22 protein-coding genes and 2 pseudogenes are annotated in these 22,128 nt (G+C 42.6%); all 24 read right to left on the bottom strand.

Going from position 1 to position 22,128, the window contains the following annotated elements; translation table 11 throughout:
* Window positions 1-2: 2 nt before the first annotated feature.
* Complete coding sequence (locus HMPREF3249_RS06160; RefSeq protein ID WP_004804490.1) at window positions 3-182, bottom strand: AbrB/MazE/SpoVT family DNA-binding domain-containing protein; 180 nt, start codon at window positions 180-182, stop codon at window positions 3-5.
* 83 nt (window positions 183-265) lie between these two features.
* Window positions 266-1,972, bottom strand: coding sequence for a DNA topoisomerase 3 (locus HMPREF3249_RS06155; RefSeq protein WP_070867532.1), 1,707 nt, complete (start codon window positions 1,970-1,972; stop codon window positions 266-268).
* Between the two features lie 94 nt (window positions 1,973-2,066).
* Window positions 2,067-3,605, bottom strand: coding sequence for a CD1107 family mobile element protein (locus HMPREF3249_RS06150; protein WP_070867531.1), 1,539 nt, complete (start codon window positions 3,603-3,605; stop codon window positions 2,067-2,069).
* Window positions 3,580-3,819: a hypothetical protein gene (locus HMPREF3249_RS06145; protein WP_000711884.1), complete on the bottom strand. Its 240-nt coding sequence runs from the start codon at window positions 3,817-3,819 to the stop codon at window positions 3,580-3,582. Before HMPREF3249_RS06145 ends, HMPREF3249_RS06150 begins: the two co-directional genes overlap by 26 nt.
* An 11-nt stretch (window positions 3,820-3,830) precedes the next feature.
* Complete coding sequence (locus HMPREF3249_RS06140) at window positions 3,831-5,963, bottom strand: CHAP domain-containing protein (RefSeq protein WP_070867530.1); 2,133 nt, start codon at window positions 5,961-5,963, stop codon at window positions 3,831-3,833.
* Window positions 5,964-5,966: 3 nt separating this feature from the next.
* Window positions 5,967-8,396 carry a VirB4-like conjugal transfer ATPase, CD1110 family gene (locus HMPREF3249_RS06135; protein WP_142350231.1) on the bottom strand — a complete coding sequence of 810 codons (2,430 nt, stop codon included), beginning with the start codon at window positions 8,394-8,396 and terminating at the stop codon, window positions 5,967-5,969.
* Window positions 8,308-8,697, bottom strand: a complete 390-nt coding sequence (locus HMPREF3249_RS06130) for a PrgI family protein (protein WP_005542007.1) — start codon at window positions 8,695-8,697, stop codon at window positions 8,308-8,310. Before HMPREF3249_RS06130 ends, HMPREF3249_RS06135 begins: the two co-directional genes overlap by 89 nt.
* Before the next feature lie 3 nt (window positions 8,698-8,700).
* Window positions 8,701-8,964, bottom strand: a complete 264-nt coding sequence (locus HMPREF3249_RS06125) for a conjugal transfer protein (protein WP_070867529.1) — start codon at window positions 8,962-8,964, stop codon at window positions 8,701-8,703.
* A gap of 17 nt (window positions 8,965-8,981) precedes the next feature.
* Complete coding sequence (locus tag HMPREF3249_RS06120) at window positions 8,982-9,845, bottom strand: VirB6/TrbL-like conjugal transfer protein, CD1112 family (RefSeq protein ID WP_058669663.1); 864 nt, start codon at window positions 9,843-9,845, stop codon at window positions 8,982-8,984.
* 19 nt (window positions 9,846-9,864) lie between these two features.
* Window positions 9,865-9,957, bottom strand: a pseudogene (locus HMPREF3249_RS09670) (Maff2 family mobile element protein); the annotation flags it as partial.
* Between the two features lie 90 nt (window positions 9,958-10,047).
* The gene (locus HMPREF3249_RS06115; protein ID WP_002569232.1) at window positions 10,048-11,658 is read right to left on the bottom strand and encodes a recombinase family protein; all 1,611 of its coding nucleotides are present in this window, start codon (window positions 11,656-11,658) and stop codon (window positions 10,048-10,050) included.
* Between the two features lie 111 nt (window positions 11,659-11,769).
* Complete coding sequence (locus HMPREF3249_RS06110; RefSeq protein WP_002569233.1) at window positions 11,770-11,958, bottom strand: transposon-encoded TnpW family protein; 189 nt, start codon at window positions 11,956-11,958, stop codon at window positions 11,770-11,772.
* Entirely contained in the window at window positions 11,955-12,809 is an 855-nt protein-coding gene (locus HMPREF3249_RS06105) for an ATP-binding protein (RefSeq protein ID WP_002569234.1), read from the bottom strand. Before HMPREF3249_RS06105 ends, HMPREF3249_RS06110 begins: the two co-directional genes overlap by 4 nt.
* Window positions 12,806-13,555, bottom strand: coding sequence for a phage replisome organizer N-terminal domain-containing protein (locus HMPREF3249_RS06100; RefSeq protein WP_070867528.1), 750 nt, complete (start codon window positions 13,553-13,555; stop codon window positions 12,806-12,808). Before HMPREF3249_RS06100 ends, HMPREF3249_RS06105 begins: the two co-directional genes overlap by 4 nt.
* Window positions 13,545-13,757, bottom strand: coding sequence for a hypothetical protein (locus HMPREF3249_RS09260; protein ID WP_002569236.1), 213 nt, complete (start codon window positions 13,755-13,757; stop codon window positions 13,545-13,547). Before HMPREF3249_RS09260 ends, HMPREF3249_RS06100 begins: the two co-directional genes overlap by 11 nt.
* Window positions 13,758-13,942: 185 nt before the next feature.
* Entirely contained in the window at window positions 13,943-15,565 is a 1,623-nt protein-coding gene (locus HMPREF3249_RS06090; protein ID WP_002569237.1) for a relaxase/mobilization nuclease domain-containing protein, read from the bottom strand.
* Window positions 15,537-15,935, bottom strand: a complete 399-nt coding sequence (locus HMPREF3249_RS06085) for a plasmid mobilization protein (RefSeq protein ID WP_002569238.1) — start codon at window positions 15,933-15,935, stop codon at window positions 15,537-15,539. The genes HMPREF3249_RS06090 and HMPREF3249_RS06085 overlap by 29 nt, the downstream gene beginning before the upstream one ends.
* Before the next feature lie 624 nt (window positions 15,936-16,559).
* A complete protein-coding gene (locus tag HMPREF3249_RS06080; protein WP_003505336.1) occupies window positions 16,560-16,763 on the bottom strand; it encodes a helix-turn-helix domain-containing protein in 204 nt (67 codons plus the stop codon).
* On the bottom strand, window positions 16,753-17,199 hold the full coding sequence (locus HMPREF3249_RS06075; protein WP_003505338.1) for an RNA polymerase sigma factor: 447 nt from the start codon (window positions 17,197-17,199) through the stop codon (window positions 16,753-16,755). The genes HMPREF3249_RS06080 and HMPREF3249_RS06075 overlap by 11 nt, the downstream gene beginning before the upstream one ends.
* Window positions 17,200-17,403: 204 nt before the next feature.
* Window positions 17,404-18,171, bottom strand: coding sequence for a class I SAM-dependent methyltransferase (locus tag HMPREF3249_RS06070; protein WP_003505400.1), 768 nt, complete (start codon window positions 18,169-18,171; stop codon window positions 17,404-17,406).
* A gap of 213 nt (window positions 18,172-18,384) precedes the next feature.
* Window positions 18,385-18,840 carry an XRE family transcriptional regulator gene (locus tag HMPREF3249_RS06065; RefSeq protein ID WP_003505401.1) on the bottom strand — a complete coding sequence of 152 codons (456 nt, stop codon included), beginning with the start codon at window positions 18,838-18,840 and terminating at the stop codon, window positions 18,385-18,387.
* 81 nt (window positions 18,841-18,921) lie between these two features.
* Window positions 18,922-20,841, bottom strand: a complete 1,920-nt coding sequence (gene tet(32), locus HMPREF3249_RS06060) for a tetracycline resistance ribosomal protection protein Tet(32) (RefSeq protein ID WP_003505402.1) — start codon at window positions 20,839-20,841, stop codon at window positions 18,922-18,924.
* A gap of 361 nt (window positions 20,842-21,202) precedes the next feature.
* Window positions 21,203-21,724 (bottom strand): P-loop nucleotide/nucleoside kinase family protein, encoded by a 522-nt coding sequence (locus tag HMPREF3249_RS06055; protein ID WP_003505403.1) that lies wholly within the window; start codon window positions 21,722-21,724, stop codon window positions 21,203-21,205.
* Between the two features lie 274 nt (window positions 21,725-21,998).
* A pseudogene (locus HMPREF3249_RS09250) lies at window positions 21,999-22,127 on the bottom strand (Maff2 family mobile element protein); the annotation flags it as partial.
* Window position 22,128: the final 1 nt, after the last annotated feature.

The following is a 22,128-nucleotide window of genomic DNA, read 5'->3' as shown; positions in this document are numbered from 1 at the left end:
CTTTATTCCCCAATGTTTTCTTCAATAAAAACTTTGGAATTTTGAATTTCAACTTTATCTTTATTAACTACAAAAGTAACATAATCTCCATTTTCTAAATTCAAAAGTTCCCTTATCCTTTTCGGAATAGTAACCTGTCCTTTTGCCATAACTTTTGCAGTATCCATAAATATATCTTTCATACTTACTTCCTTTCGCCCTACTTTTCCTACAAAAGATTATAGCACTTTTAAGACATTTTTTCCACTCTAAAATTAGTAGCCACTTACTTTCTATATGTCAGAACAACCTCTTTTATCTCATTTTCAATCTCCTCTAAAAATTCTTCCTTTGAAGATTTCCCCTGTGCAATATCGGATAGCTCCATTTCCCACTTTGCGGTAGTTTCTGCTGACTTAAAGCTATCAGATACTATTGTTACAAGGCTAATTCCTTTATGCGTGGCTACAAGATTTTTCTTATCTCTTTCTACAAATCCCTTAAAGATTAGATTTTCAATAATCCCTGCCCTTGTTGCAGGCGTTCCAAGTCCTTTCCTTTCCACTTCTACACCTTTTTCTAAAGCATCATTTCCTGCAATCTCCATAGACTTTAAGAGCGTATCTTCAGTAAAGTGTTTCGGAGGTTGGGTAAATTTCTCTTTAATCTCTTTATCTTCAATGCTAATAACACCGCCAACGATTACATCCGGAAGTTCTGTATCCTCATTATTTTGGGACTTATATTCCTTCAAATACTTTGTAAATCCCTCGTTTTTTATAACCTTTCCTGAACTTGTAAATTCAAATCCGTCAAATTCAGCTACTATCTTCGTTATATTTTCAATGAGTGGATAACCTACACTTGCGTGAAATTTATCGGATATAAGGAAATAAACTTTTGCTTCGCTTGGAGGAAGCTCCGAAACATCTTCCTTTAATGAACTGATTGTCGGAATAATCGCATGATGATCCGTAACCTTTTTAGAGTTAAATACCGTCTTAATACGCCCTGTGTCAAAGTCATTCTTACCTAAAATGTTGTTGACTGTACTTACAATCATATCTTCCGTTAAACATCTGCTGTCTGTTCTTGGATAGGTGATGAGCTTTTTCTCATAAAGGCTTTGGGCATAATCAAGTGTCTGTTTAGCACTATATCCGAAATACTTATTGCACTCTCTTTGAAGTGTTGTAAGGTCAAAGGGTAAATCAGGTTTAGTAATCTTTTCTTTCTGAATGACATCGGTTATTTCAATCTTATCGCCTACTAAATTTAAGAGCTGTTCAGCAGCAACTTCATCATCAATTCTATCCGTTGATAGTGTAAACCCATTTGTTGACAGCTCCACTGTGTAATATTTTTCTTTCTGATAATTTGCTATCTCATCATCTCTTTTTACAATCATAGCAAGAGTAGGTGTCTGCACTCTTCCAACACTGTAGTTTTGCCGATAAAGACAAGAATAAAGTCTACTGATATTCATACCGACAAGCCAGTCTGCTACTGCTCTTGCCTGTGCCGATTCAAAGAGATTATCATAGTCCTTTCCGTCTTTTAGATTATCAAAACCCTCCTTAATGGCATTATCTTCCATTGAAGAAATCCAAAGGCGTTTCATCTTCTTTTTACAATTCACTTGATTATATACAAGTCTAAAAATACTTTCTCCCTCACGCCCTGCATCGCAGGCATTGATAACCATATCAATCTCTTTATTATTCATCAGTTTTTTAAGGATGTTAAACTGCTTCTTGGTTGCCTTTGCTACTTCATACTTGTAGTCGCTCGGAATAATCGGTAAATCAGCCATATTCCATTTAGCATATTTTTCATCATAAGAATCGGGATTTGCCATTTGAATTAAATGTCCAACACACCATGATACTTTATAGCCATTTCCCTCATAATATCCGTCTTTCTTTATATTTGCTCCGATAACCTTAGCAATGGAGATTGCAACACTTGGTTTCTCCGCAATGACTAACTTCATCTTTGTTTTCCTCCTGTTATAAATCAAAATAGGGCGAAAGATGTCACTCTCCCGCCCTAACTTTGCACCTAAAATAATATGTTTTTAGGTGCGTTTATTCTTCATCTTCTACTTCATCTGCATCATTTATTTCTTCCTCGCTTTCAGCTTCAGAAAAGAAATCATCATCTTCCTCCTCTAAGGCTTCAAGTTCTTTATCTTCTTTCTTTTTCACAACCTTAAAATAGTAGCCTGCCCCCAATGCCCCGCCTACTACAAGAAGCAAAATAATATAGGTTCCTAAATTACTCTTTTCGTCCTTCTTCTCAGGCTTTACTTCTTCCTTAACAGGTTCTTCTTTTACTACTTCCTGCTTTGGTGCTTCTTTTTTCTCCACCATGTTAAGCAAATCATCTTCAGATACTTCCGTAAGAAGCATTACATTCTCACTATCTTCATCATGATTGATGATTAAATAAAAGGTCTTACCATTTTTAGTCTGAAAGGTAATAAACTGTCTTGCATCAGCCGAATATTTATCAGTTTCTTTATTATCCTTATCATCGCTATGATGAATCGGATATTCCGTATTGGCATTATCCTTATTTTCCGTAACACTTCCTCTTGCCTTAGACGGTGCAGAAGCTACTCCCTTATTGGTATTTACACTCTTACTTGTGCCATCCATAGCTGAATCTTGGCTGTTATTGTTAGCAGGCGTTTTAGCTGTCAGCTTATTAGGATAACGAATTTCCTTTTCTTTATCTTTTGATTGTTTAGTATTTTCATCTTTTGTAGTATTTCCAAAACTTATCTTTGATTCACTTCCCTTACCTGTATTTACAGGTGGCTGAGAATTTCCTGCACTTGTTTTTATACTGCTATTTGGTGGAATTGGTGTAACAACATTAGATGATGCCGGAGCTTTATTCACTTCATTAGCCTTTTTTTCAAGATCTTTAATCTTTTCATTTAGCTTGTCCATTTCCTTTTTAATATCAGAAGATAAATCTTTGTTATCCTTTTCTTTTTTCAGTTTTTCTTTCAGACTTTCAATTTCATCTTCAAGAGCTTTGATTTTTTCCTTCTGCTTATCGCTTAACTTATCTTTATCCTTAATCTCACCATTTAGCTTATCAAGCTCCCCTTTAAGTTCTTTTGCCTGCTTTTCCATCTTGGAAATATCCTCTTTGGAAAGCTCTGTCTGCGTTGACTTATCTTTCGTCTTTTTATCTTCCGTCTGAGTGCTTTTGTCCTGCTGTGGCTTTTTTTCTTCCGTCTTAGTTTCTTTATCCTTAAGTTCAGCTTTTGCTACCTTACGGATAATCTCATCTTTTCCATCTCCCTTTACCTCATAAAACAGAAACTCATCAATGAATTTCATATCATCTGGGAGCATTGGAAGATCTCCGCTATCAATAAGTTGTCCTTTCTCAGCCTTTATCTTTTCTTCCTTAAAGACCTTTTCATCTTCAAAGATATACCTTACATTTACTTCAACTTCCGTTTGAACAGCTTCGTTTTTTGTTGGAGCTTCAGATTTTTGCTCCTGTGCATAAACAACCGTCCAAAGACCTAAAATACAACTAATACTTACAATTACCGCAAGTGCTACCGTCCAAAACTTATTATTCTTTTTCAAACTGGTTTTCATTTGTTTTCTCCTTTTTCATTTCTGCTTTTTGTCTGTTTACCTTTGCCATCAAATCGCTGATTGTGATGTTATTCTTTCTGCAAATGGCAATGATTTCTTCATTTTCAAGCTCTTCTTCACGAATGAATAAAGGCTCCAATTCTTCATCAATCAGAGCCTTTTTATCATTTAACTTCTTTATTCTGTTTTTTACTGCTATCAGTTCCTTTTTCAAATTGTTACCTCCTATTTCTTTACATTTGGCGGAAAACCGAATCCTACGGGATGGTGCTTACAAAATGTTGCTATCCAATCATCTAAGGTAGTTACTCTTATTCGACCGATGTTATCAATCACTTTTCCATCTCCAATGTAAATACCTACATGACCATAGGTAAGCCCTGCACTGCTTCCGCTACTGCTGCTTTCAACTGCCACAAGCATTCCCACTTTTAGCTTTGACCTGTCTGATGTAAAGGTATAGTTTCGGTACATATCACAGGCATTCCCGCCTATATATCCAAGTCCTGCATTTTGATAGACCTGTGATACCCACATGGCACACCAGCCTGCACCCGGAGATGGTGTAATGTATGCAGCATTAACAATCTTCTTTTGTACTTCCGTAGATGCCTCATACTCTTTTCCACCGCCGATACCTCCATTTGCACTGATAAGGTCAGAATTACCAAAGGCTTCTCTCATATTGCCTTGTGCAAGGAACAAGGCTTCATAGTGCTTTAGATTATCGGGATAGTTTGCAAAGACCTTTCGGATAATGCTGTCCATCTCTTTTTTATGAAGCGTTACGATGAGTTTTTTATACTCATAAGGTTCTTCGTGGCTTTCGGTATATTCATTACCATCTTCATCGGTATAGGTTTTTGTAACCGTCCTGTATCTGATTTCAATTTCTTCCCTATACTCAAGGTCATACATGGACTCAAATAATTCTTTTAATATGGATTCTACTTCCGATACACTCTTTACCTCTCCGCACCTTGATGTAATGTAGGATAAAAGCTCATGGACATTATGACCGATGTATTCTGTATTATTTAAGATATACTCATCATATCCGGGATAATTTTCTTTCACATGGTCAACTTCACTTTGAAGCTCACCCTCCATATCTGAAAATTTCTGATTGATTTCACTTAGGACATTTGGCTTTGATAAATAGCTTGTTGTAAGCACAGAGCTTGTAGAGTTCATAAAGCCTGTCATTCCCGTTCCTGCAAAGTTAATCACAAAAGTCCCTAAGATAATGATACCTATGAAAATAAGCATTAGTCCTTTTGCTTTTCGGATAATCATATCCTTTGAGCTTTTCAGTGTTCCGATAAGTCCCTCTTTAATTCGATCTCTAAGCCTTGACTTATTCTCACGAGAAATTGCTGCCTTTACCTGATTTTTCTTTTGAAATCTTTTATAGGCACTTGCTCTTTTATACTCATCTGTCTTTTTCAGCTCCTCTTTGGCATCCCGAAACTCTAACTTTGACTTACGCTTTCTGATTTTATAGTCCTTATTTGCAAGGTCATATCCTTTCTTCGCCTTTTTCTTATCAGAATATTTCTTTATGCCATGAATGAGTTTTGAGCTTGCATCTGCCGTCTTTTCTCCTGCTTCTACCCCTTTATTTTCATCGCTTCCATGAGAAAGGTAGTCTCTTACCGTTTCACTTCCTTTGGCAAGTCCTGAAAGGGCAGATACCTTTACCATGTCTTTTTTTAGCTTTTTCTTTTGGTCTTTTGATAGACTGCTATACTCTTTTTCGCCTGCAACATCTTTCCCTGTCTTTTTACCTTCAGATTTATTTTCCTTTGGCACATCTTCCTTTTTTCTTGTATAAAGGCTATCGGTGTAGTTTTTCCTCTTATATCTGCTCTTTTGAGCCTTATGATTTTTAGAGGAACTTCCAATAAACTCATCTTTTTTATGGAGATTGTCATCTACATCATAGGTTGATTCAAAGTAATCGCTATCCCTAAAGTCATTATCATACCTGTCTATGATTCCATCATTATCAAGGTCTTGTCCCAAAGGATCATAGATTTTCCCGTTCTTTACCTCAGTATCATAATCGGTTTTCCCAGTTTCATTTGAAGAATTTACGCTTCCTTTATCGGAAACCCTATACTTTGCATTTCTTTTAAATGCACCTCCATTTGGCTCAATTTCTGCATTTCTCTTACTGACCTTTTCATGCACCTTATCTTGAAATCTGTCTTTGTCATGGACAATTTTTCCTCTGTAATCATCGCTATGCTTTAGCTTACTTTCTTCAGGTATGGAGCTTGTTTCAGCTTTAAGCATCTCTCTTTCAAGACTTGCCTTATGCCTTTCCCTAAAATCTTTTTTCAGCTTCCTATCCATAAGCTACCTCACTTCTTCCGGCTTGGTAGTCATCTTCTGATATAAAATTGTATCTTTCGGAAACTTATCAAGGAAAGGCACAATGGTATTTCCAAAGAAAAGTAGTCCCTCACCCTCATTAGAGTTAGTAACATATCTGAGCTGTGGAAGTGAGATTTTAAGTTTTCTTGCAAGTATCTCCCTATCTCCTGATGCTTGATTAAGCATTAAGACAAAGTCTGTATTGTCAAAGATATTTTCTATCTCCTTACTCATAAGTAGGTCTTTGACATTCTGCGTAATACCTGTCGGGATACCTCCCCATTTACGAAATCTTTTCCAAATCTCTACGGAATACGATGCTGTCTGCTCATCTTTTAAAAGTAAATGAAACTCGTCGATATAGTATCTTGTTGCTTTGTTTCCTCTGTTTTGGGATACCTTGTTCCACACCTGATCCTGAATGACAAGCATTCCTATTTTCTTTAACTGGCTTCCAAGCTCCTTAATATCAAAGCACAGGAGCTTCTTATTCAAATCCACATTTGACCTGTGATTAAAGACATTAAGAGAACCTGATACATAGATTTCCATCTCTGTTGCCAGCTTCTTACCAACCTTTTCTTCCTGCCCTTTTAACATATCGTATAGGTCTTGAAGTATTGGCATATTATCAGGAGTCGGATTTTCAAAATACTTTTCATAGATTTTAGGAAGGCACCTATCTATAACGGACTTTTCTTCTGCTGTAAGACCACTACCGCCTACTACAAGCTCAAGCATACTCATAATAAAGTTTGCCTTGTCTTTCAGCGGTGCATCCCCATCACCGTAGTTCATGTTTATATCAAGGGGATTCAGGTAATCCTTTGACTTACTGCTGACCTTAATGACTTCTCCCTTAAACTGCCTTACGAGGTTTCCATACTCTCCTTCCGGATCGCAGATAATCACATCATCATCTGTTACTAAAATCGCATTTGCCATTTCTCTTTTGGCACTAAAGGATTTACCGCTGCCCGGAGTTCCGAGGATTAGACCGTTTGGGTTCTTTAATTTCTTTCTATCTGCCATAATCAGGTTATGGCTTAGGGCATTTAGTCCGTAGTAAAGACTATTACTTGAATTGATAAAAAGCTCCTCTGTGGTAAATGGCATAAATACTGCCGTTGATGAGCTTGTCAATCCTCTATCTATCTCAATCTTATTTACACCAAGAGGCAGCACGCTCACTAAACCTTGTTCCTGAGAATGGTCAAGTCTTTTCAGCTTACAGTTATGCTTGTTTGCAATAGAGCTTATCTGAGCAATGGTATTATCGAGCTTTTGCACTGTCCTTGCAAAGTTCATAAAGACAATACTTACCACAAACATTCTCTCATCTCTTGTCTGTAAGTCTTTTAATAGGCTCTTTACATCTTCTCCGTAAGTAATTAAATCACTTGGAAGAATGTCCATGTCATATCCTGACCTTACAGCCTTTTTGTTTTCTTCAATCCTCATCTTATCAATATCAGTGTTTTTTCGTTTTACCATCTTAATGGCTTCCGATTGGTCGATTGCCCTAATATGAAAGGAAATATTGATGTTATCGTCAATATCCAAAAACTCGGATAACATCCTATCTGAAAGCTCACTGGCAAGGATTTGAAAATGACTAGTTGCTCCGATGAATTTGCCGAACTTAAAGTATCTACTCGGTGTAAAGTTAAACTCATCAGGCACAATATATGTCTTTGTGCTTTCTCTTTTCTTTAGGTCTTTGTAGGAAAATTCAAATGTTTTATTTGGATTTAAAACATCATGAAGTATCTTTAGCCTTTCTTCTCCGTTTAGGCTTTCTGCTCTCACACCCATGCTCTTTAGATTAGATAATATATCTATCTCCAGTCTTTCAAGTTTTGAGGTTGCCTGCTCTAAATTATCTGCTTCCACTGTAAAGGTTACATACTTTGATTTTTTCAATCCGTTATTTCCCTTTACAATCTGGCTTTTAAGCATCTCTCTAAATTCAAAGCGTATATCGTCGAAACCGTCCTTTTTATCCGGTATCTGAATTGCCGACTTCATTTCTTCGTTTCGTCCGAGCTGATTGATATATGAAAACTCAATGCTGATGCTCGGATCAAAGGAATTTAGAAAGTTTGCAAACTGATTAAAAATCAAGTCCCTATCTTCATCTAAGGCAAGCTGATAGTTAATGTCCTGAAAGGCTATACTTTTACTGAAGTGCCTTTCATCAAGCTGGCATATTCCGCTTTTTAAAAGCCTTAGATAGGGAATGGTATCTTCTACCGTATATCTTTTCGGTTCTTTCTTAAAGATAAGGTCAAGGATTCCTCCCTTATCTTTTTTTGACTTGCAATTACTTTTCTTTAAGTCCCGCTTTTGACTTCTCAATGCCTTTTCGTTTTGCATGAGTTTTATTTGCTGAATTTTTCTTTTCTTGTTCAAGGTAAACCTCCTTTCTCACTCTCTTTTTTGGCTGATAAAACTTATGAAGGTAGATGTGCTTAAAATATTTCTCAAAGGTCAGTCCGTCCTTTTCAAATAATGTGATGAAAAAGATAGGAAGCGTGGACACGATAAGAAATATGACAGCTATGTCATTTGGCACAAACTTCCTCATAAATAAATAGACTGGTATTCCAACCAGTCCTGCAAGTGTGAAGCCTATGAGCTGCCTTTTAGTTAGGTTAAAAGCAACCTTTGTCTTTACCCTATTTAAGTCTTTAGGGATTGGTACATATGCCATATCTTACCTCCCATCTTCTTTACCCTTTGACAGCTCCTCAAAGTGTTCATATACAGAGCCGATTTCTTCCTGAATACTCTCTATCTGTTCATTCGTACTTTTGTTATATCTTTCCTGCATTAAGCAAAAATCATTATGGCAGTGACCGATGTCACCTGTTCTTTCTTCCAAATCCTCAAGCCTGTTATGAAGCCTGATTCTATCAATTATCGCCATAATACCTGCTCCAATTACTACTGCTGTAAATATTGTTTTTCTTTTATCCATACTATCTTTCCTTTCTTTTAGTGTGCATTTAATACGCTTTTGGCCAGTGTTCCGCTCTTTAGCATCATTAACCCCAGCAAAACCGCATAGCCAAGTATCGTCATTGTACTTGTGTGTATATCTGTTATCTTAATCGTCTTAACTAAAACTGCGTAAATTCCAAGACAAACCATTAAAAAGAGTCCTTGTAGTCCAAGTGCAAATAGTCCTTTGATGTAGTTTGTTCCAATCTGTCCCCACTCCTTGTTTCCCATTGTGGCAAAAGGAATAGCTGAAACCGATGAGTAAACATAAATCTCAAACATTCTTCCGTAAACTACAAGCATAATCACAACGGATATTACCTGTATAGCAACCTTGATGAGTGAGGTTTCAAAGAGAATCATGACAAGTTCTCCAAGCCCCTTTTCTTTTAGGGTATCCATCATTGCCACTATCTGATCTCCGGAAACGGTAGCAGAGGTGTTTATAACCCCTGCCGCCTTATTTACCATGTGCTGTGCCACATCAAAAACTGCCATTGAAAACTCAAAGGCATGGGATACTAACCATACAGCAATCCACATCTTGATGATGTACTTGAAAAATTCAAAGGTATCTGTATCGTGCATATTGTTCTTTTGCATTACCATATTGATAAGCTCGATACAAAGAACTGCTGTGATGATTAGTCCCGCTATTGGAATGATAACGGAATCGTTAATGCTTTTGATAAAGGCAAATACATCTCCGTTCCACCCCATAGGCGTTTTACCTACATCTGTTGCAACCGCACCAACTTTGTCGTTGATGTCAAGAAACATGGACTCTAAGTTTGCTTGGATACCGCCCAGTAGAAGTTCCTTAAAGAATTCTTTTATCTTGTCGAATATTCCAAACATCTAAGCTCTCCTTTTCTTCTTAATTGAGTACACCCGCAAGTAGTGGAATGAGCTTAAGTCCGATAAGAACGATACCTCCTCCAGCCATAAGCTGCTTAATACCTTGGCTCTTTACTGATGTGCGATAAAGAAGTAATAGAAGTGTAAAAAATTTTGCCGTTCCTATCCGGCACTTGCGCATTGTGTCGGATAGGTCGGGCGGTTATTCGGGCAAGTCCACCTTGCCAACAAAAGAATAATAAATCTCAATGTCCTGTCTGCGGGTCTTGTTCTCGTCATAGCTGCACTCATGCACAACGATTTTCTCTACAAACTCCCGCAGCAGAGTAGGGGTAAGTTCTTCAAAGCTGGTATGCCGCCGGACAACATTCATAAACTTTTCTGCGTTCACGGTGGCTTCCTGTGCTTTGGAAAGCTCCGCTTGAATAGCAGCGGCTCTTTCTTTCAGCTCCCGTTGCTCTGCTTCATAGTCTGCCGACAGCTCTGTGAAACGCTCGTCTGATATGCGCCCGGTCACGCTGTCCTCATACAGCCGCTTGAAGATAGCGGATAACTCGGCTATGCGTTTCTCGGAGGCTTCCAGTTCCTTTTTCTTGGCGGCGTTCCTGCGTTTGCCCCCGTCCTCGTTCTGCTCAATCAAGAGTTTCATAAACCGGGCTTCATGCTTTGCCGCATAGCTGGTCACTTTCCGCAGATTGGAGAGTACACCAGCGGTCAAGAGGTCGGTGCGGATAAAGTGCGCCGTACAGTCATGGGTGCGTTTCTTGTAGTTGCCGCAGATATAACAGTCCTGCTTGCGCTTGTCCGTCTGGTATCGCTGCTGATACATCACGCTGCCGCAGTCCGCACAGAACAGTATGCCGGAGAACAAACCCACTTCATCATAGCGGTTTGGGCGTTTGCGCTGTTTGCGAAGCTCCTGCACCCGTTCCCATGTTTGGGTGTCTATGATAGGCTCGTGGTGGTTCTCGAAAATCACTTGCTTTTCCGGGGGATTTTCTACACTGTGCTTGACTTTGTAAGAAAGTTTTTCTGTCTTGAAATTTACCAGACAGCCTGTGTATTCCCGGTTTTCAAGGATATGCACTACGGTATTGGTCGCCCACTTGCACTCATAGCCGGGGTGGTAGCGGCGGGTGCTGCCCGTCCTGCGGTATTCAAGCGTTCCCGGCGTGGGGATTTGCTGCTCTGTGAGCATACGGGCTATCTTGGTCGGACCATTCCCGGCAAGACAGAGGTTGTATATCTGCTTGACTACGGGTGCAGCTTCCTCGTCAATAATGAAATTTTCATCCTCGTCCATGAGGTAGCCATACACAGGCTTGCTTGTGATGGGCTTGCCATTCATGCCTTTTGAGCGTTTTACTGCTTTGATTTTCTTGCTCGTATCTCTCACCAGCCATTCGTTAAAGATATTCCGCAGCGGGGCAAAGTCATTGTCGCCCTGTGCGCTGTCCACTCCGTCATTGATAGCGATGAAGCGGACACCTTTCTGTGGGAAAATCATTTCCGTGTACATTCCCACTTGCAGGTAGTTTCGCCCTAACCTCGACATATCCTTTACGATAACTGTCCCGACTTTTCCGGCTTCAATGTCCGCAAGCATGGCTTGAAAACCGGGTCTTTGAAAGTTCGCACCAGAATAACCGTCGTCCGTGTACCAGCGCAGATTGGAAAAGCCGTTCTGCTTTGCATAGGTTTCAAGGATACGCTTCTGATTGGAAATGGAATTGCTTTCGCCTTGCAGCTCGTCCTCATGGGATAGTCTTGGGTAAAGGGCGGTAATTGGTTGTTGGTTGGTCTGTCTTAACATAAAATCCTCCGTTTCCGACAGCCAGCCCCACTATTCCGTACCTTGATTGTACCACATGGGGCGGCTGTCTGTATAGCGGCAAAAGCGTCAAATCTGCTTCTTTATGGTCGGTCAAATCGCCGTTTTTTGTGTAGCAGCTTCCGCTTCCAGCACTTTCATCATCTTGTCGGCTGCGGTGTCGGTTGCGCCCTGCTTGAAGAAGCCGGAAACGGTAAGGACGGAGTTGCCCATGCGGATTTCCGTCACACAGTCCGGGCGGCGGTCTGTTTTGGTGGTGCTTGTCTGTTTCGTTTCTGTCATAGGCTCTCCTTTCGCTGCTTCATCAGTTGCTTTAAGCGTTCCAGCTTTTCCTGTGCGGTTTCCTTTCGGAAGTTGCTGCCCGTGAAGCGGACGGGGGCGCACATGGAAGTCAGCCTGTCATAGATACGGGCGTGGGGCGTGTCCTGCGGGTGCTGCAATTCCTCCAGCGTGAGGTTGGTCGTGGCGATCAGCGGCTTGCCGCTTCGGTAACGGCTGTCAATCACGCTGTAAACCTGTTCCAGCCCGTATTCTGTTCCTCGCTCCATACCGAAATCATCAAGTATCAGCAGAGGGTAGCTGCAAAGGCGGGAAATATATTCGTTCCTGCCCTCAAAGCTGGCGGCAAGGTCACCCAGTATCGTTGCAAAGTTTGTCATGCAGACGGCAACCTCTTTTTCCATAAGGGCGTTGGCGATACAGGCGGCAAGGTAGCTTTTTCCCGTCCCCACGCCGCCCCAAAACAGGTAGCCGATATTTTCAGCCTGCATGGTTTCCCAGCTCTCCACATAAAAGCGGGCGGTTTCGGTCTGCGGGTTTCTGCCGTTGTCATGCTCAAATGTCCAGTTCCGCATAGCAGGGTCGGTAAAGCCCCGGCGTTTCAAGTCCTCCACTTTTTCAAGGTGCTTCTGTCGGCTTTCGGCGGCTTGCTGCTTTTCACGGGCTGCCCGCTGGCAGTCGCACTCTGCCGGGTGGCGGTCACGCCCGAAACAAGTCTTTCCCTCTGCAAAATAGGCTTCTTTGGGCGTATGGCACTTACCGCAGTATAAAAGCCCGTCCTCGCCTGTGTAGTCCTCCGCTTCGGCGGTAGTGGCTGTAATGTCCGTAATCATAGCTTCAATTCCGTTTTTCATAAGCTCTCGCCCTCCTTGCATGAATAATCGGGTATGCCCTGTTTCGGGGCAGCCTTGCCTTTGGCAGCGTCCTCCTGCGCCCACTTGTAAATGGTGGCTGCATGGCTGTGGTACTGTTTCCCGGTGGAAGCGATATGGCAGGAAAGCCGGTCAATATAATACTCCCACTTGTCGGGCAACTCTGTTTTTAGCCCGGAAAGCTCTGTATCGGTCAGTATCACATTGTTGTATCTGCCATAAGCGGCGGGGGCGGGGTGTCCCGTTTCTCCCTCTCTCTCTTTTTCTATCTCTATCTCTTTCTCTAACTCTATCTCTATCTCTGGTGGACGAATGTCGGACAAATGTCCGCCTTTTGTCCGGGGCGGTAAAAGTGCCTTGTTTTCCAGTCTTGCAGCCCGTTTCCGCTCGGCTTCGGTAGAGGACTGTCCTATCATCAGCTCAATGTCGGTCATATAGAAAGCCCCGCTGTCAAGCTGCTCCACAAGCCCCAACTGCCGGAAAATCTCTAAAGTCCTCTCAACCGTCCCTATCTGGTGGCGGGTCAGTGTCGCTATCATCTGCGCTGTGTAGGGGATATGCTCGTCAAGCTGCAATTTCCCGCCGTTTTTCAGCGATTTTAAGTACAGCTTCAAGAGGATATTGGAGTATAAAATCCCGTCTTTCATATCTTCCAGCAGCACAATGGAGTCGCTGTCAAAAAAGTTCTCTTTCAGCTTGAGGTAGTAATACTTGCGGTTATCTGCCATTGTCCCTGTCCTCCTTTTTCCGGCGTTTGGAGTAGTAGTGGGGGCAGAGTATGATAACCGCCCGGAAGCTCTGCTTGCAGCTATGGGTACAGCCCCGGCAGAGGTCATTGTATGTGATACGATCGCAGGTGGAATTCCCGACTTTCACTTGCCGCAGGAAAAAAGACCATTCCAGCCGCCGTTTCTTGCTCATTCTTGGCATGGGTGCGCTCCTTTCTGCCGTTTCCGCTGGTGTGGCGGTATCGGCGGTAATTCTGTATCATCTCGGTATCATTTTCGGGTTTTTTCTGCCCTATAAGCCCGTTAAAAAATCCTTTGGTATTTGCGGATAGGGTACGGGGCAGCCCCCTTGTTCTGTATAGGTTCGGGTACATTTTGGGGCGGTTTTTATCGTTCCTGTTCCTGCCTTTTCACAGGCTTGCGCTCCCGGTGTAAAATCTGGTCGATATTGCCCTTGACAGTCTGTAAGCGGCGGTATTCCTCCCGTTTTGCCCGGTAATCGTTGTAGCCGCTGTTTTTCTCTTGGATAAGGGTTTCAATCTCTGCTTGCAGGGCTTTATAGCTCGGCAGCTTGGAAATGCCGTTTTCCCTGAAATAGCGGGCGGCTGCGTCTGCTATGATAAAGTCGCTTTCGTACTTCTGACGGTAGGCTGCTTTTGCTTTGGCGTTTTTCTGCTGTTTCAGCCCGTCCCGGACAGGGCGGGTCTTGGAATAGGCAAGCACCTGCCGTTGCAGCTCCTTTTTCCCGTTCAGCGTCTTTTCCATCTGCTTCAGCTCTGTAAGGCTTTCCCGCATGGCGGTATAGGCGGCAGAACAGGCTTCGTCCAGTTCCTCCGGGGAAGAAAAGCCGTACTGCTGATAGGCGGTAACGGTAGCTGCCATTTGCTTTAGGTTGTGCTTTGCCGCCCAGCGGTCATAGCCCACGCCCTTGCCCTCGGCTCGCTTGGCTTCCCGGTCAACCATGCGCTGCAAGGTGTTGTCTGCCGGGGTGGTTTTTGTGGTTTTTTCCCCTTGTGACAGCTTTTTAACCGCGGCAGGGTATTCGAGTATGGCTTTGCTCTGTTCGGCGGCTCTGTGGGCGTTCTGCGTAAGCAGGACAAGGACAGCAGCCTTGTCAAAATCGTCCCCCAGCTTCCGGGCTGTGATAGGCTTTGTCCTGTCCGGCGTGAGGTAGGAAAGCCGCCCCCGGCTCTCCTTGACGGTCACACCCTCCCGCAGCAAAAGGGAAGAAAATTCGTCAAAGCTGCCAGCTTGGGAAAGTGCCTGCCGTATCGTCCGGCGCAGCTTCGCCTTGTCCGTTTCAAACTTGGTGGGCTTGGTCGGCTGTCCTGCGGCTTCTCTGACAGCGTTCTCTTTATCAAGGGCAAGCTGTCCTTTCTTTGCCGCCCAGTATTCCCGTTCGGTTATCCGTTCCTTGCTGCCGCTTAGGAGGTCGATTTGGTAAAGCCCCTCCCGGTGGCACATCTCCATGACTTCACTCTTGAAATATTCCATAGCGGCGTTGGTGCAGCGGTGCTTGCAGCCCTCCCGTGTGTCGGCTGGTCTGTCCATGTAGGGCAGAAGCGGGACTTCATAAATCCGCAGGGAGTTGATGACGATATGCACATGGATATTGCCGCTGTGGTTATGCCCGTCCGGGTGGGTGCAGACTAAGGCTTGGTGTCCGGGGAAATGCTCTTTACAGAACTGCTCGCCCAGCTCCTGCGCCCGGTCTACGGTCAAGCCGTTGTCTGTCCCGTCCCGTGGGTCAAAGCTGATGATATAGTGGTGGCTTTTCACATCTTCCCGTTTTTGGTTTTTCTCATAGCGGAGATTAGCCCGCATACAGGCAACAGCGAAATCCTCGCCCCCACAGTTGAGGGAAGAAATGCGGTAATCCTCCCTCGGTATCAGCCGCCCGTTTTCATCAAGGGTGGGCTTCATGGTAAACTCGTCATGCTCAAATGTGAGATAGGCTTCCGCTGCGCCATAGTCCGCATTTTTAGAGCTGATATGTTTGAATGTTGCCAACAGCGTCACCCACTTTCTGCAAGACTTCAAACTTTAGGGCAGCAAGGTCGGAAACCGCCGCCCGTACCTCCCCGGCAAGCTGCGGGTAGGGGCTGTGCCACTCGTTCAGCGTCCGGGCTATCTGGTTTAAGTTGCCGCCGATCCTGCCGTATTCGGCGGTCAGCTTCCCGACAGCGGCAAGCAACTCGTCATTGACGGGGGAAACGGTTATGATGGGGCGTATGGCTGCCCCGGTTATGGCTTGCCGGATAAACTCGGCTTGGCTCATGTTGTAAGCAGAAAGCCTTTCCGCAAACTCGGCGTATTCTTCCTCGGTCATGCGTGTCTTGACTACCCGGCTGCGGTGCGGCGTGTTATATCGTTTTCGCATGGTAAAACCTCCTTCGGCTGTGCGTGGTGTCCTCTCACTAATAGGAGAAAAACAGGGTGTAAAGCGGAACTGTTTTTGAAAAATCCGAAAAATTATTTTGAGGGATTTTCCAGCGGCGTAAGCCGCATAAGCAGGGTTTGGGGAAGGCACTCCCCAACAAGATTCCCGCAGGGGCAAAATGAGCGATAAGCGAATTTTGGTACTGCGGTAGAATCTTGCTCTGAAAAACTCCGGCGTTCCCCGGCTTCCGTACTTTCCGCTAACAAGACGTTTCAAAAGGGCTTTGCTACCCGCTATTCCGGCATATCTTGAAAATTTTCCTTTCACTACCTACAACACCACGCAAAGCAAAATGGACGGAGATTTTTAGAATTTCCCCTTATTCCCTACAACACCACGCAAGCCGAAAAAGGCGGACAATGGCAGTATTTTTTTCTTTGATACCCTCCACGGATAAGTAAGGGATTTTGCCAACTGCGGCGGCAATTTTCCCTTTTGTTTTTTCATACTGGGGATTTTCAAAAATGCCAAACAGGAACGAAAAAAAGCAGCAAATCTGTTGAATAGATTTACTGCTTTCTGGTTGCCGGCGAAGCGGCGGTTATTCAGTTGTAGGCGGTAGGGCTATCTCCCAAAGCGGAACTTGAAAATAGCTGTGAGAAGCGTCTGGGTGATGTAGTCCTCTGTATCTTGGTCTACCCGTCCATTCACACGGGCGGCACATTGTATGCGGCGGCGGTAATACTGCAATACAGTTCCCACCGCTTCCGGCTCCCCGCTGGTGGCTTGGACGATTGTTTCATAGGGGAGAAGCCTATTATTTCTCATATGCCATTCCCTCCATTTCCGCTTGGAGCTGCCGTAGGACTTTTCGGATATGGTAGCCCGCTGTGCTGCGGCTGCGCCCGTACTGTCTGCCAATTTCGTGCTGTGGAATACGCTTGAAAAAGGACAGGTAAATCATTTCCCGCTCCCGTTCGTCCAGCCGTGACAGGGCTTCCGCAAGTAAGCCGCTGCTGAAAATGACCGTATCGCCGCAAAGGGTAAGTATGTATTCCTCGTCCGGCTCCGGGGCTTGGAAATATTCATCTGTCGTGCCTAAAGGGTAGTGCTTTTCGTCTGTGAGGTATTCAAGGGATATTTCTCTTTTGTGCTTCCTGCTCCGTGTCCTCGCTGCGTTGATCGTTGCATTTCGGATAACGACTTTGCAAAAGGCATGGAAAGTGTACTCGATATGTTCCCGATATTCTTCTGTACAGGTCATGGAAAATCCCCCTTTCCTCCCAAAAGGGCTGTGGCTGGTTAGTAGTTGCTTTTTATGATAGTAAGGGGCGGCAGCACTTTAGGCTGTCGCTCCTTGACTGCCTAACTGCAAAACCGGGCGGGGCTGTCAACGGCGGGCGAAGCCCGTTCATCTTGACCGTTGACTGGCTCGGCCAGGTTTGCTATTTATCCGGCAAACTTGAATTTATTTTAAGCTATCACGTTTTACCTTTTTAAGCCTTACTATCATTACCATAGGAATTTCTTTGTTGTTTTTGAAACATTCTTCATAAAATCCATCAATGACAAATCCAGCTCTAAAACAAAGGTTAAAAATATCTTGTATGGAACGATGATAATAAATCTGCTCCTCCGGTTGCCCTTCAATCGCTATACCATAGTAACTGTGCGGTGTCATATATTTTTCAGTCAACGTGATAAAACAAGGGTGTTGCGTTGCAAAGACAAAAATTCCGCTTTCCTCCAACAGTTCATAAACAGCCATAAGAAGTGGTTCAATATCCGTAATATCCATAATTGCCATATTAGAAACTGCTTTCGTAAAGGCTCGATTTCTTTTTAATTCTAATATACTTTCTCTATTGGTCGCATCCGCTACACAAAATTCAATTTGTTTTGCATATTGTGATTGCCGTCTTTTAGCCAATTCTATCATTTTTTTGCTGTAATCAAAAGCGACAATCGAAGCGCCTCTTTGTGCAAGATACGAAGAATAATTTCCATTGCCACACGCAATATCCAAAATGTAATCCGCAGGATTAGGAGATAGAAGTTCCGTTACTTTGGGACGCACTACCTCTCTGTGAAATTCATTAGATTTGTCACCCATTGCATTATCCCAAAATTGTGCGTTTTTCTCCCAGATTTTTTTACTTTCCTCTGTTCCCATGTTCTCTCCCACTCCCAAAATTTGCCTTTTTGCTTCCATTAAATCTTCCTTACTATATTCCATTGTTACCCTCCATAACTTCTGATTGTTGCCGTCTTGACTATTATGTATCTTTTCTTTCCAAAATGGTATAGGCTTTTATTTTTATAATGCTGCAAAACTTTTCTTCTGTAAGGTATTCAAAGGATATTTCCCTTTGCCGCCGCTATTGGAAAGCCAAAAGCAGCGGCTTTTTTACGCGATATGACCGAAAAGTCTAGAAAGCAGGATATGTCATCATTTGTCATTTCTTCTCAATGTAATAACTGCATGGCATATCAAGCCAAATACAAGAGAAAAACAGCCACCGCCAAATAGTGATGCTCCCCACCCTGCACCCGACATTGTCATAAAACCGCCAACAAAGAAAATACCAATGCCAAGAAATATCCCGACACCATAAAAAAGTCCAATTGCCATATCATACTTATTAAATTGTCGTTTCTCTTTTTTTTCACATGTTTCCATTTTTGTTATTACCTCCTTCGCAAAATCGTCCATGTGGACTCCAAAAAGAAAACAAATTTTTTTCAACGTATTTAAATCGGGTTCATTAACATCTCTCTCCCAATTCGATAGCGCCTGCCGGGTAACATTCAATTCCCCAGCCAGTTCTTCCTGTGTCATTCCCGATTGTGTTCGCAGATGACGTATTTGCTTTCCTGTTGTAATATCCGTCTGTTTCTGGTTCAAAATGGTTCCTCCTCTCTGATGCTGATTTTATCAATGATATTTCGGAATAGCCAGCAATGAACGCTTGCATTGCGCAAGACGTTACATTATCTTCTGAAACATATGCCGGATCTTGTCTAAACGGCTGTTCGGGCGGCGTGGCTGAAATACAGGCTCGCCGGAAGTTTCCTGATACCCTTTTAATTCTGTAATGCAGACACTTCTTCCATTTGTATAAAAATTCAGATCATTCCTATATTCACCGATACAACGGGCAGGGATTTCACCCTTAAAAATAACTTCATCTTTTTCAAGTCTGGTTGATTCAATGATTGCGCAATACTTTGGTGCATCATTATAAGCCCGTGAAAGATATTCCTGCGGTGCAAAAAGGGTAAAGGAAAGGTATGGTTCCAACAGTTGTGTCCCTGCTTTTTTCAATGCCTGCTCCAACACGACAGGCGCAAGAAAACGAAAATCAGCGGGGGTGCTGACCGGGCTGTAATAAACTCCATAATCAAAACAAATTTGGCAGTCTGTCACTCCCCAGCCATATAAGCCCTGCTCCATTCCATAACGCACACCCTCCATGACGGCATTTTGAAAACTTTGGTTTAAATAGCCGAGAGATACCTCGCTTTTATATTGTGTTCCGCTTCCAACAGGAAGCGGTGTTACAGTCAAACCAATAGATGCCCAAAACGGATTCGGCGGCACTTCAATATGAATCGTGCAGCTCGCTTTTTTTTGCGGTCTTTCCAGATAAATAACCGAAGGCTCTTTCATAGCCACGCCCACATGATATTTTTCTTCTAATAGCGAACAAATAACTTCTAACTGTACTTTTCCCAAAAAAGATAACATAATCTCATGGGTAACAGTATCAATGTCAAAATGCAAAAGAGGGTCTGTATCAGCAATCTCTGCGAGGGCATTTAACAGGGCTTCCCTTTGCTCCGGCTTTTGCGGCTCTACCGTTGTCCGAAGTAATGGCATGGGATTATCAATCCGTGTTTTGTGAGGCAGGAGTTTTTCATTTCCCAGGATATCGTTCAGTTTCAAAGTATCATCAGCTAAAATAACAATTTCTCCCGGACAGGCATGGTCAGCCGGGACGATTTCACCATTTGACGGAATACACATTTCTGTAATCTTTATTTTTTCCTTTTTTGACAGCAGCAGGGTATCCCGTAAATGGAGCGTCCCATGATACAGGCGTAAATAAGAAAGCCGTTTTTTCCGCTCTGTATACTCAACCTTAAAAACATATCCACATAATTCAGACTGAATATCGTCCGTTTCTGTAATGAAAGTTTCTATAATCGCTTCAATCAGTTTTTCTGTTCCTAAATTGTCTTTTGCACTCCCATGATAAACAGGAAACAAAGAGCAGCATCTGGTTCTTTTGCACTTTTCATATTGTAATTCCTGTATATCCAAAGAATCCTCTGCAACATATCGTTCTAATAGTTCATCGCTTCCGGAAATAATCATATCCCATTTGTCTAAATCAGAAATATCGGTCATGGTTATCTTTGGCGACAGGGAAACCTCCTGCATGACAATCATATCACTGGTAAGTTTATCTTTAATGCTTTGGTAAACACACTGCAGGTCGATCCCATTTTGGTCTATCTTATTTATAAAGATAATTGTCGGAATGTCCATTTTCTGAAGCGCATGGAATAATATACGGGTTTGTGCCTGTACGCCGTCTTTTGCTGAAATGACTAAAACAGCTCCGTCAAGGACAGATAAAGAGCGGTATGCTTCGGTTAAAAAATCCATATGACCGGGAGTGTCCACGATATTGATTTTATAATCATTCCAATAAAAAGAAGTAACCGCTGTCTGAATGGTAATTCCCCGTTGCCGTTCCAAAATCATAGTGTCTGTTCTTGTGGTCCCTTTATCCACGTTTCCCTGTTCCGCAATCGCTCCACTGGTGTATAGCAGACTTTCTGTCAATGTAGTTTTTCCTGCGTCTACATGGGCCAGAATGCCGATATTGATTATTTTCATGTGATTGTCCTCCCTTTACAGCCCCAAAGGGCATAAAAATCCCCAGCAGTAAAATACTTTTACCACTGGGGATTCTAATTTGCGGACATACACATATACAGCATACACCTATTTGTGATTGCTGTTTTTTGAATATGTCAAAATTGATAAGGCAAAAGTATTCTTAAATTGGGTACAAAAAACCAAGCCCCCACAAAAGGAGCTATCATAATTCTTTGTTCCCACTATTTGATTATAGTTTTATTTAAGAATACCTTGCCGCATATTTTTTACTCCTTTTCTGGAATGAAGCTATTATATCACATCAGTTTTAGGAAAGAAAGTACTTAAAAGAAATTTTTCTTCCCCTTATATGTAACAATCATACCGGCTTCCTGGTGTTCAGAATGGTTTCTGCTGTCTGCTGTGGTGTTTGATTGGAATTGTCCAGCCAAAAGCCGATCCGTGGTGTTGTCTGCATAAATGTATCGTATAAGGTTTCAACCGTAAAGCCGGAATAGCCTGTTTTCTCCCTGTATCGTTCCCTTTCTTTTATTGTTTCCACATCTGGACAAAGAACGACAACCTCAACAGGGTATTTATGCAGATAATTTATCATTCGGTTTAATTCATCACCGTAGTAGTTATCTTGGATCACTACAGAAAAGCCGTTGTCAAAGTATGACCTTGCCGCATCAGCAGTCAATTTGTATCGAAGGTACAGCTGGCGGACTGCTTCCGCTGATGGGGTAGCTGACATATTTTCTCTGCCTGAAATAATCATTTTTCGGAACACATCACCACGAAGATGGACGCATTTTTCTATTGATTTTGCCAGTAAATCGGAAACTGTAGATTTTCCAGAAGCCATTAAGCCTGTAATGAGATAAATTTTTTGTTTCATTTCACTTCCTCCGGCACAAAAAATATGTACATGTAACTAATTCAACACATTTATAATTTGAATAGGGACATTATAGCATTTACTAAATACAAATTCAATGTATACGGAAAGAAAGATATAAGGAGTGGGAGGGATTCCGCCGTAGTCGGCATTGTAGGAAAATCCAAAAGTTTAGATTTTCCCACAATGCTTATCTTTTGGTCTTTGGTTCGGAATAGTGTAGTGCTGGCGGTCTATCTCTTGTTTTCGGTTGCTTGCTTCCTTACCGTACATGAGCATTAGCACCGGGATTGTCATTACCATATCCTTCCATCAGGTTGATAACGCCCCATGCTCCAAGTCCTGCACCTACTGCCATAACCAAAATCTTTAATACATTAACTGCCTGTGTAAAAAATGCCATA

It is taken from the genome of Streptococcus sp. HMSC36C04 (genome assembly GCF_001839535.1).
Taxonomy (GTDB): Bacteria; Bacillota; Bacilli; order Lactobacillales; family Streptococcaceae; genus Streptococcus; species Streptococcus hominis.
Note: the sequence above shows the minus strand (reverse complement) of the source record. Positions and strands in the feature narration are given on the sequence as shown.

Excerpts from the sequence above, each read along its gene's own strand:
- HMPREF3249_RS06160 (WP_004804490.1), bottom strand. The coding sequence starts at position 182 with ATGAAAGATATATTTATGGATACTGCAAAAGTTATGGCAAAAGGACAG.
- HMPREF3249_RS06155 (WP_070867532.1), bottom strand. The coding sequence starts at position 1,972 with ATGAAGTTAGTCATTGCGGAGAAACCAAGTGTTGCAATCTCCATTGCT.
- HMPREF3249_RS06150 (WP_070867531.1), bottom strand. The coding sequence starts at position 3,605 with ATGAAAACCAGTTTGAAAAAGAATAATAAGTTTTGGACGGTAGCACTT.
- HMPREF3249_RS06140 (WP_070867530.1), bottom strand. The coding sequence starts at position 5,963 with ATGGATAGGAAGCTGAAAAAAGATTTTAGGGAAAGGCATAAGGCAAGT.
- HMPREF3249_RS06130 (WP_005542007.1), bottom strand. The coding sequence starts at position 8,697 with ATGGCATATGTACCAATCCCTAAAGACTTAAATAGGGTAAAGACAAAG.
- HMPREF3249_RS06125 (WP_070867529.1), bottom strand. The coding sequence starts at position 8,964 with ATGGATAAAAGAAAAACAATATTTACAGCAGTAGTAATTGGAGCAGGT.
- HMPREF3249_RS06120 (WP_058669663.1), bottom strand. The coding sequence starts at position 9,845 with ATGTTTGGAATATTCGACAAGATAAAAGAATTCTTTAAGGAACTTCTA.
- HMPREF3249_RS06115 (WP_002569232.1), bottom strand. The coding sequence starts at position 11,658 with ATGTTAAGACAGACCAACCAACAACCAATTACCGCCCTTTACCCAAGA.
- HMPREF3249_RS06110 (WP_002569233.1), bottom strand. The coding sequence starts at position 11,958 with ATGACAGAAACGAAACAGACAAGCACCACCAAAACAGACCGCCGCCCG.
- HMPREF3249_RS06105 (WP_002569234.1), bottom strand. The coding sequence starts at position 12,809 with ATGAAAAACGGAATTGAAGCTATGATTACGGACATTACAGCCACTACC.
- HMPREF3249_RS06100 (WP_070867528.1), bottom strand. The coding sequence starts at position 13,555 with ATGGCAGATAACCGCAAGTATTACTACCTCAAGCTGAAAGAGAACTTT.
- HMPREF3249_RS09260 (WP_002569236.1), bottom strand. The coding sequence starts at position 13,757 with ATGCCAAGAATGAGCAAGAAACGGCGGCTGGAATGGTCTTTTTTCCTG.
- HMPREF3249_RS06085 (WP_002569238.1), bottom strand. The coding sequence starts at position 15,935 with ATGCGAAAACGATATAACACGCCGCACCGCAGCCGGGTAGTCAAGACA.
- HMPREF3249_RS06080 (WP_003505336.1), bottom strand. The coding sequence starts at position 16,763 with ATGAGAAATAATAGGCTTCTCCCCTATGAAACAATCGTCCAAGCCACC.
- HMPREF3249_RS06075 (WP_003505338.1), bottom strand. The coding sequence starts at position 17,199 with ATGACCTGTACAGAAGAATATCGGGAACATATCGAGTACACTTTCCAT.
- HMPREF3249_RS06070 (WP_003505400.1), bottom strand. The coding sequence starts at position 18,171 with ATGGAATATAGTAAGGAAGATTTAATGGAAGCAAAAAGGCAAATTTTG.
- HMPREF3249_RS06055 (WP_003505403.1), bottom strand. The coding sequence starts at position 21,724 with ATGAAACAAAAAATTTATCTCATTACAGGCTTAATGGCTTCTGGAAAA.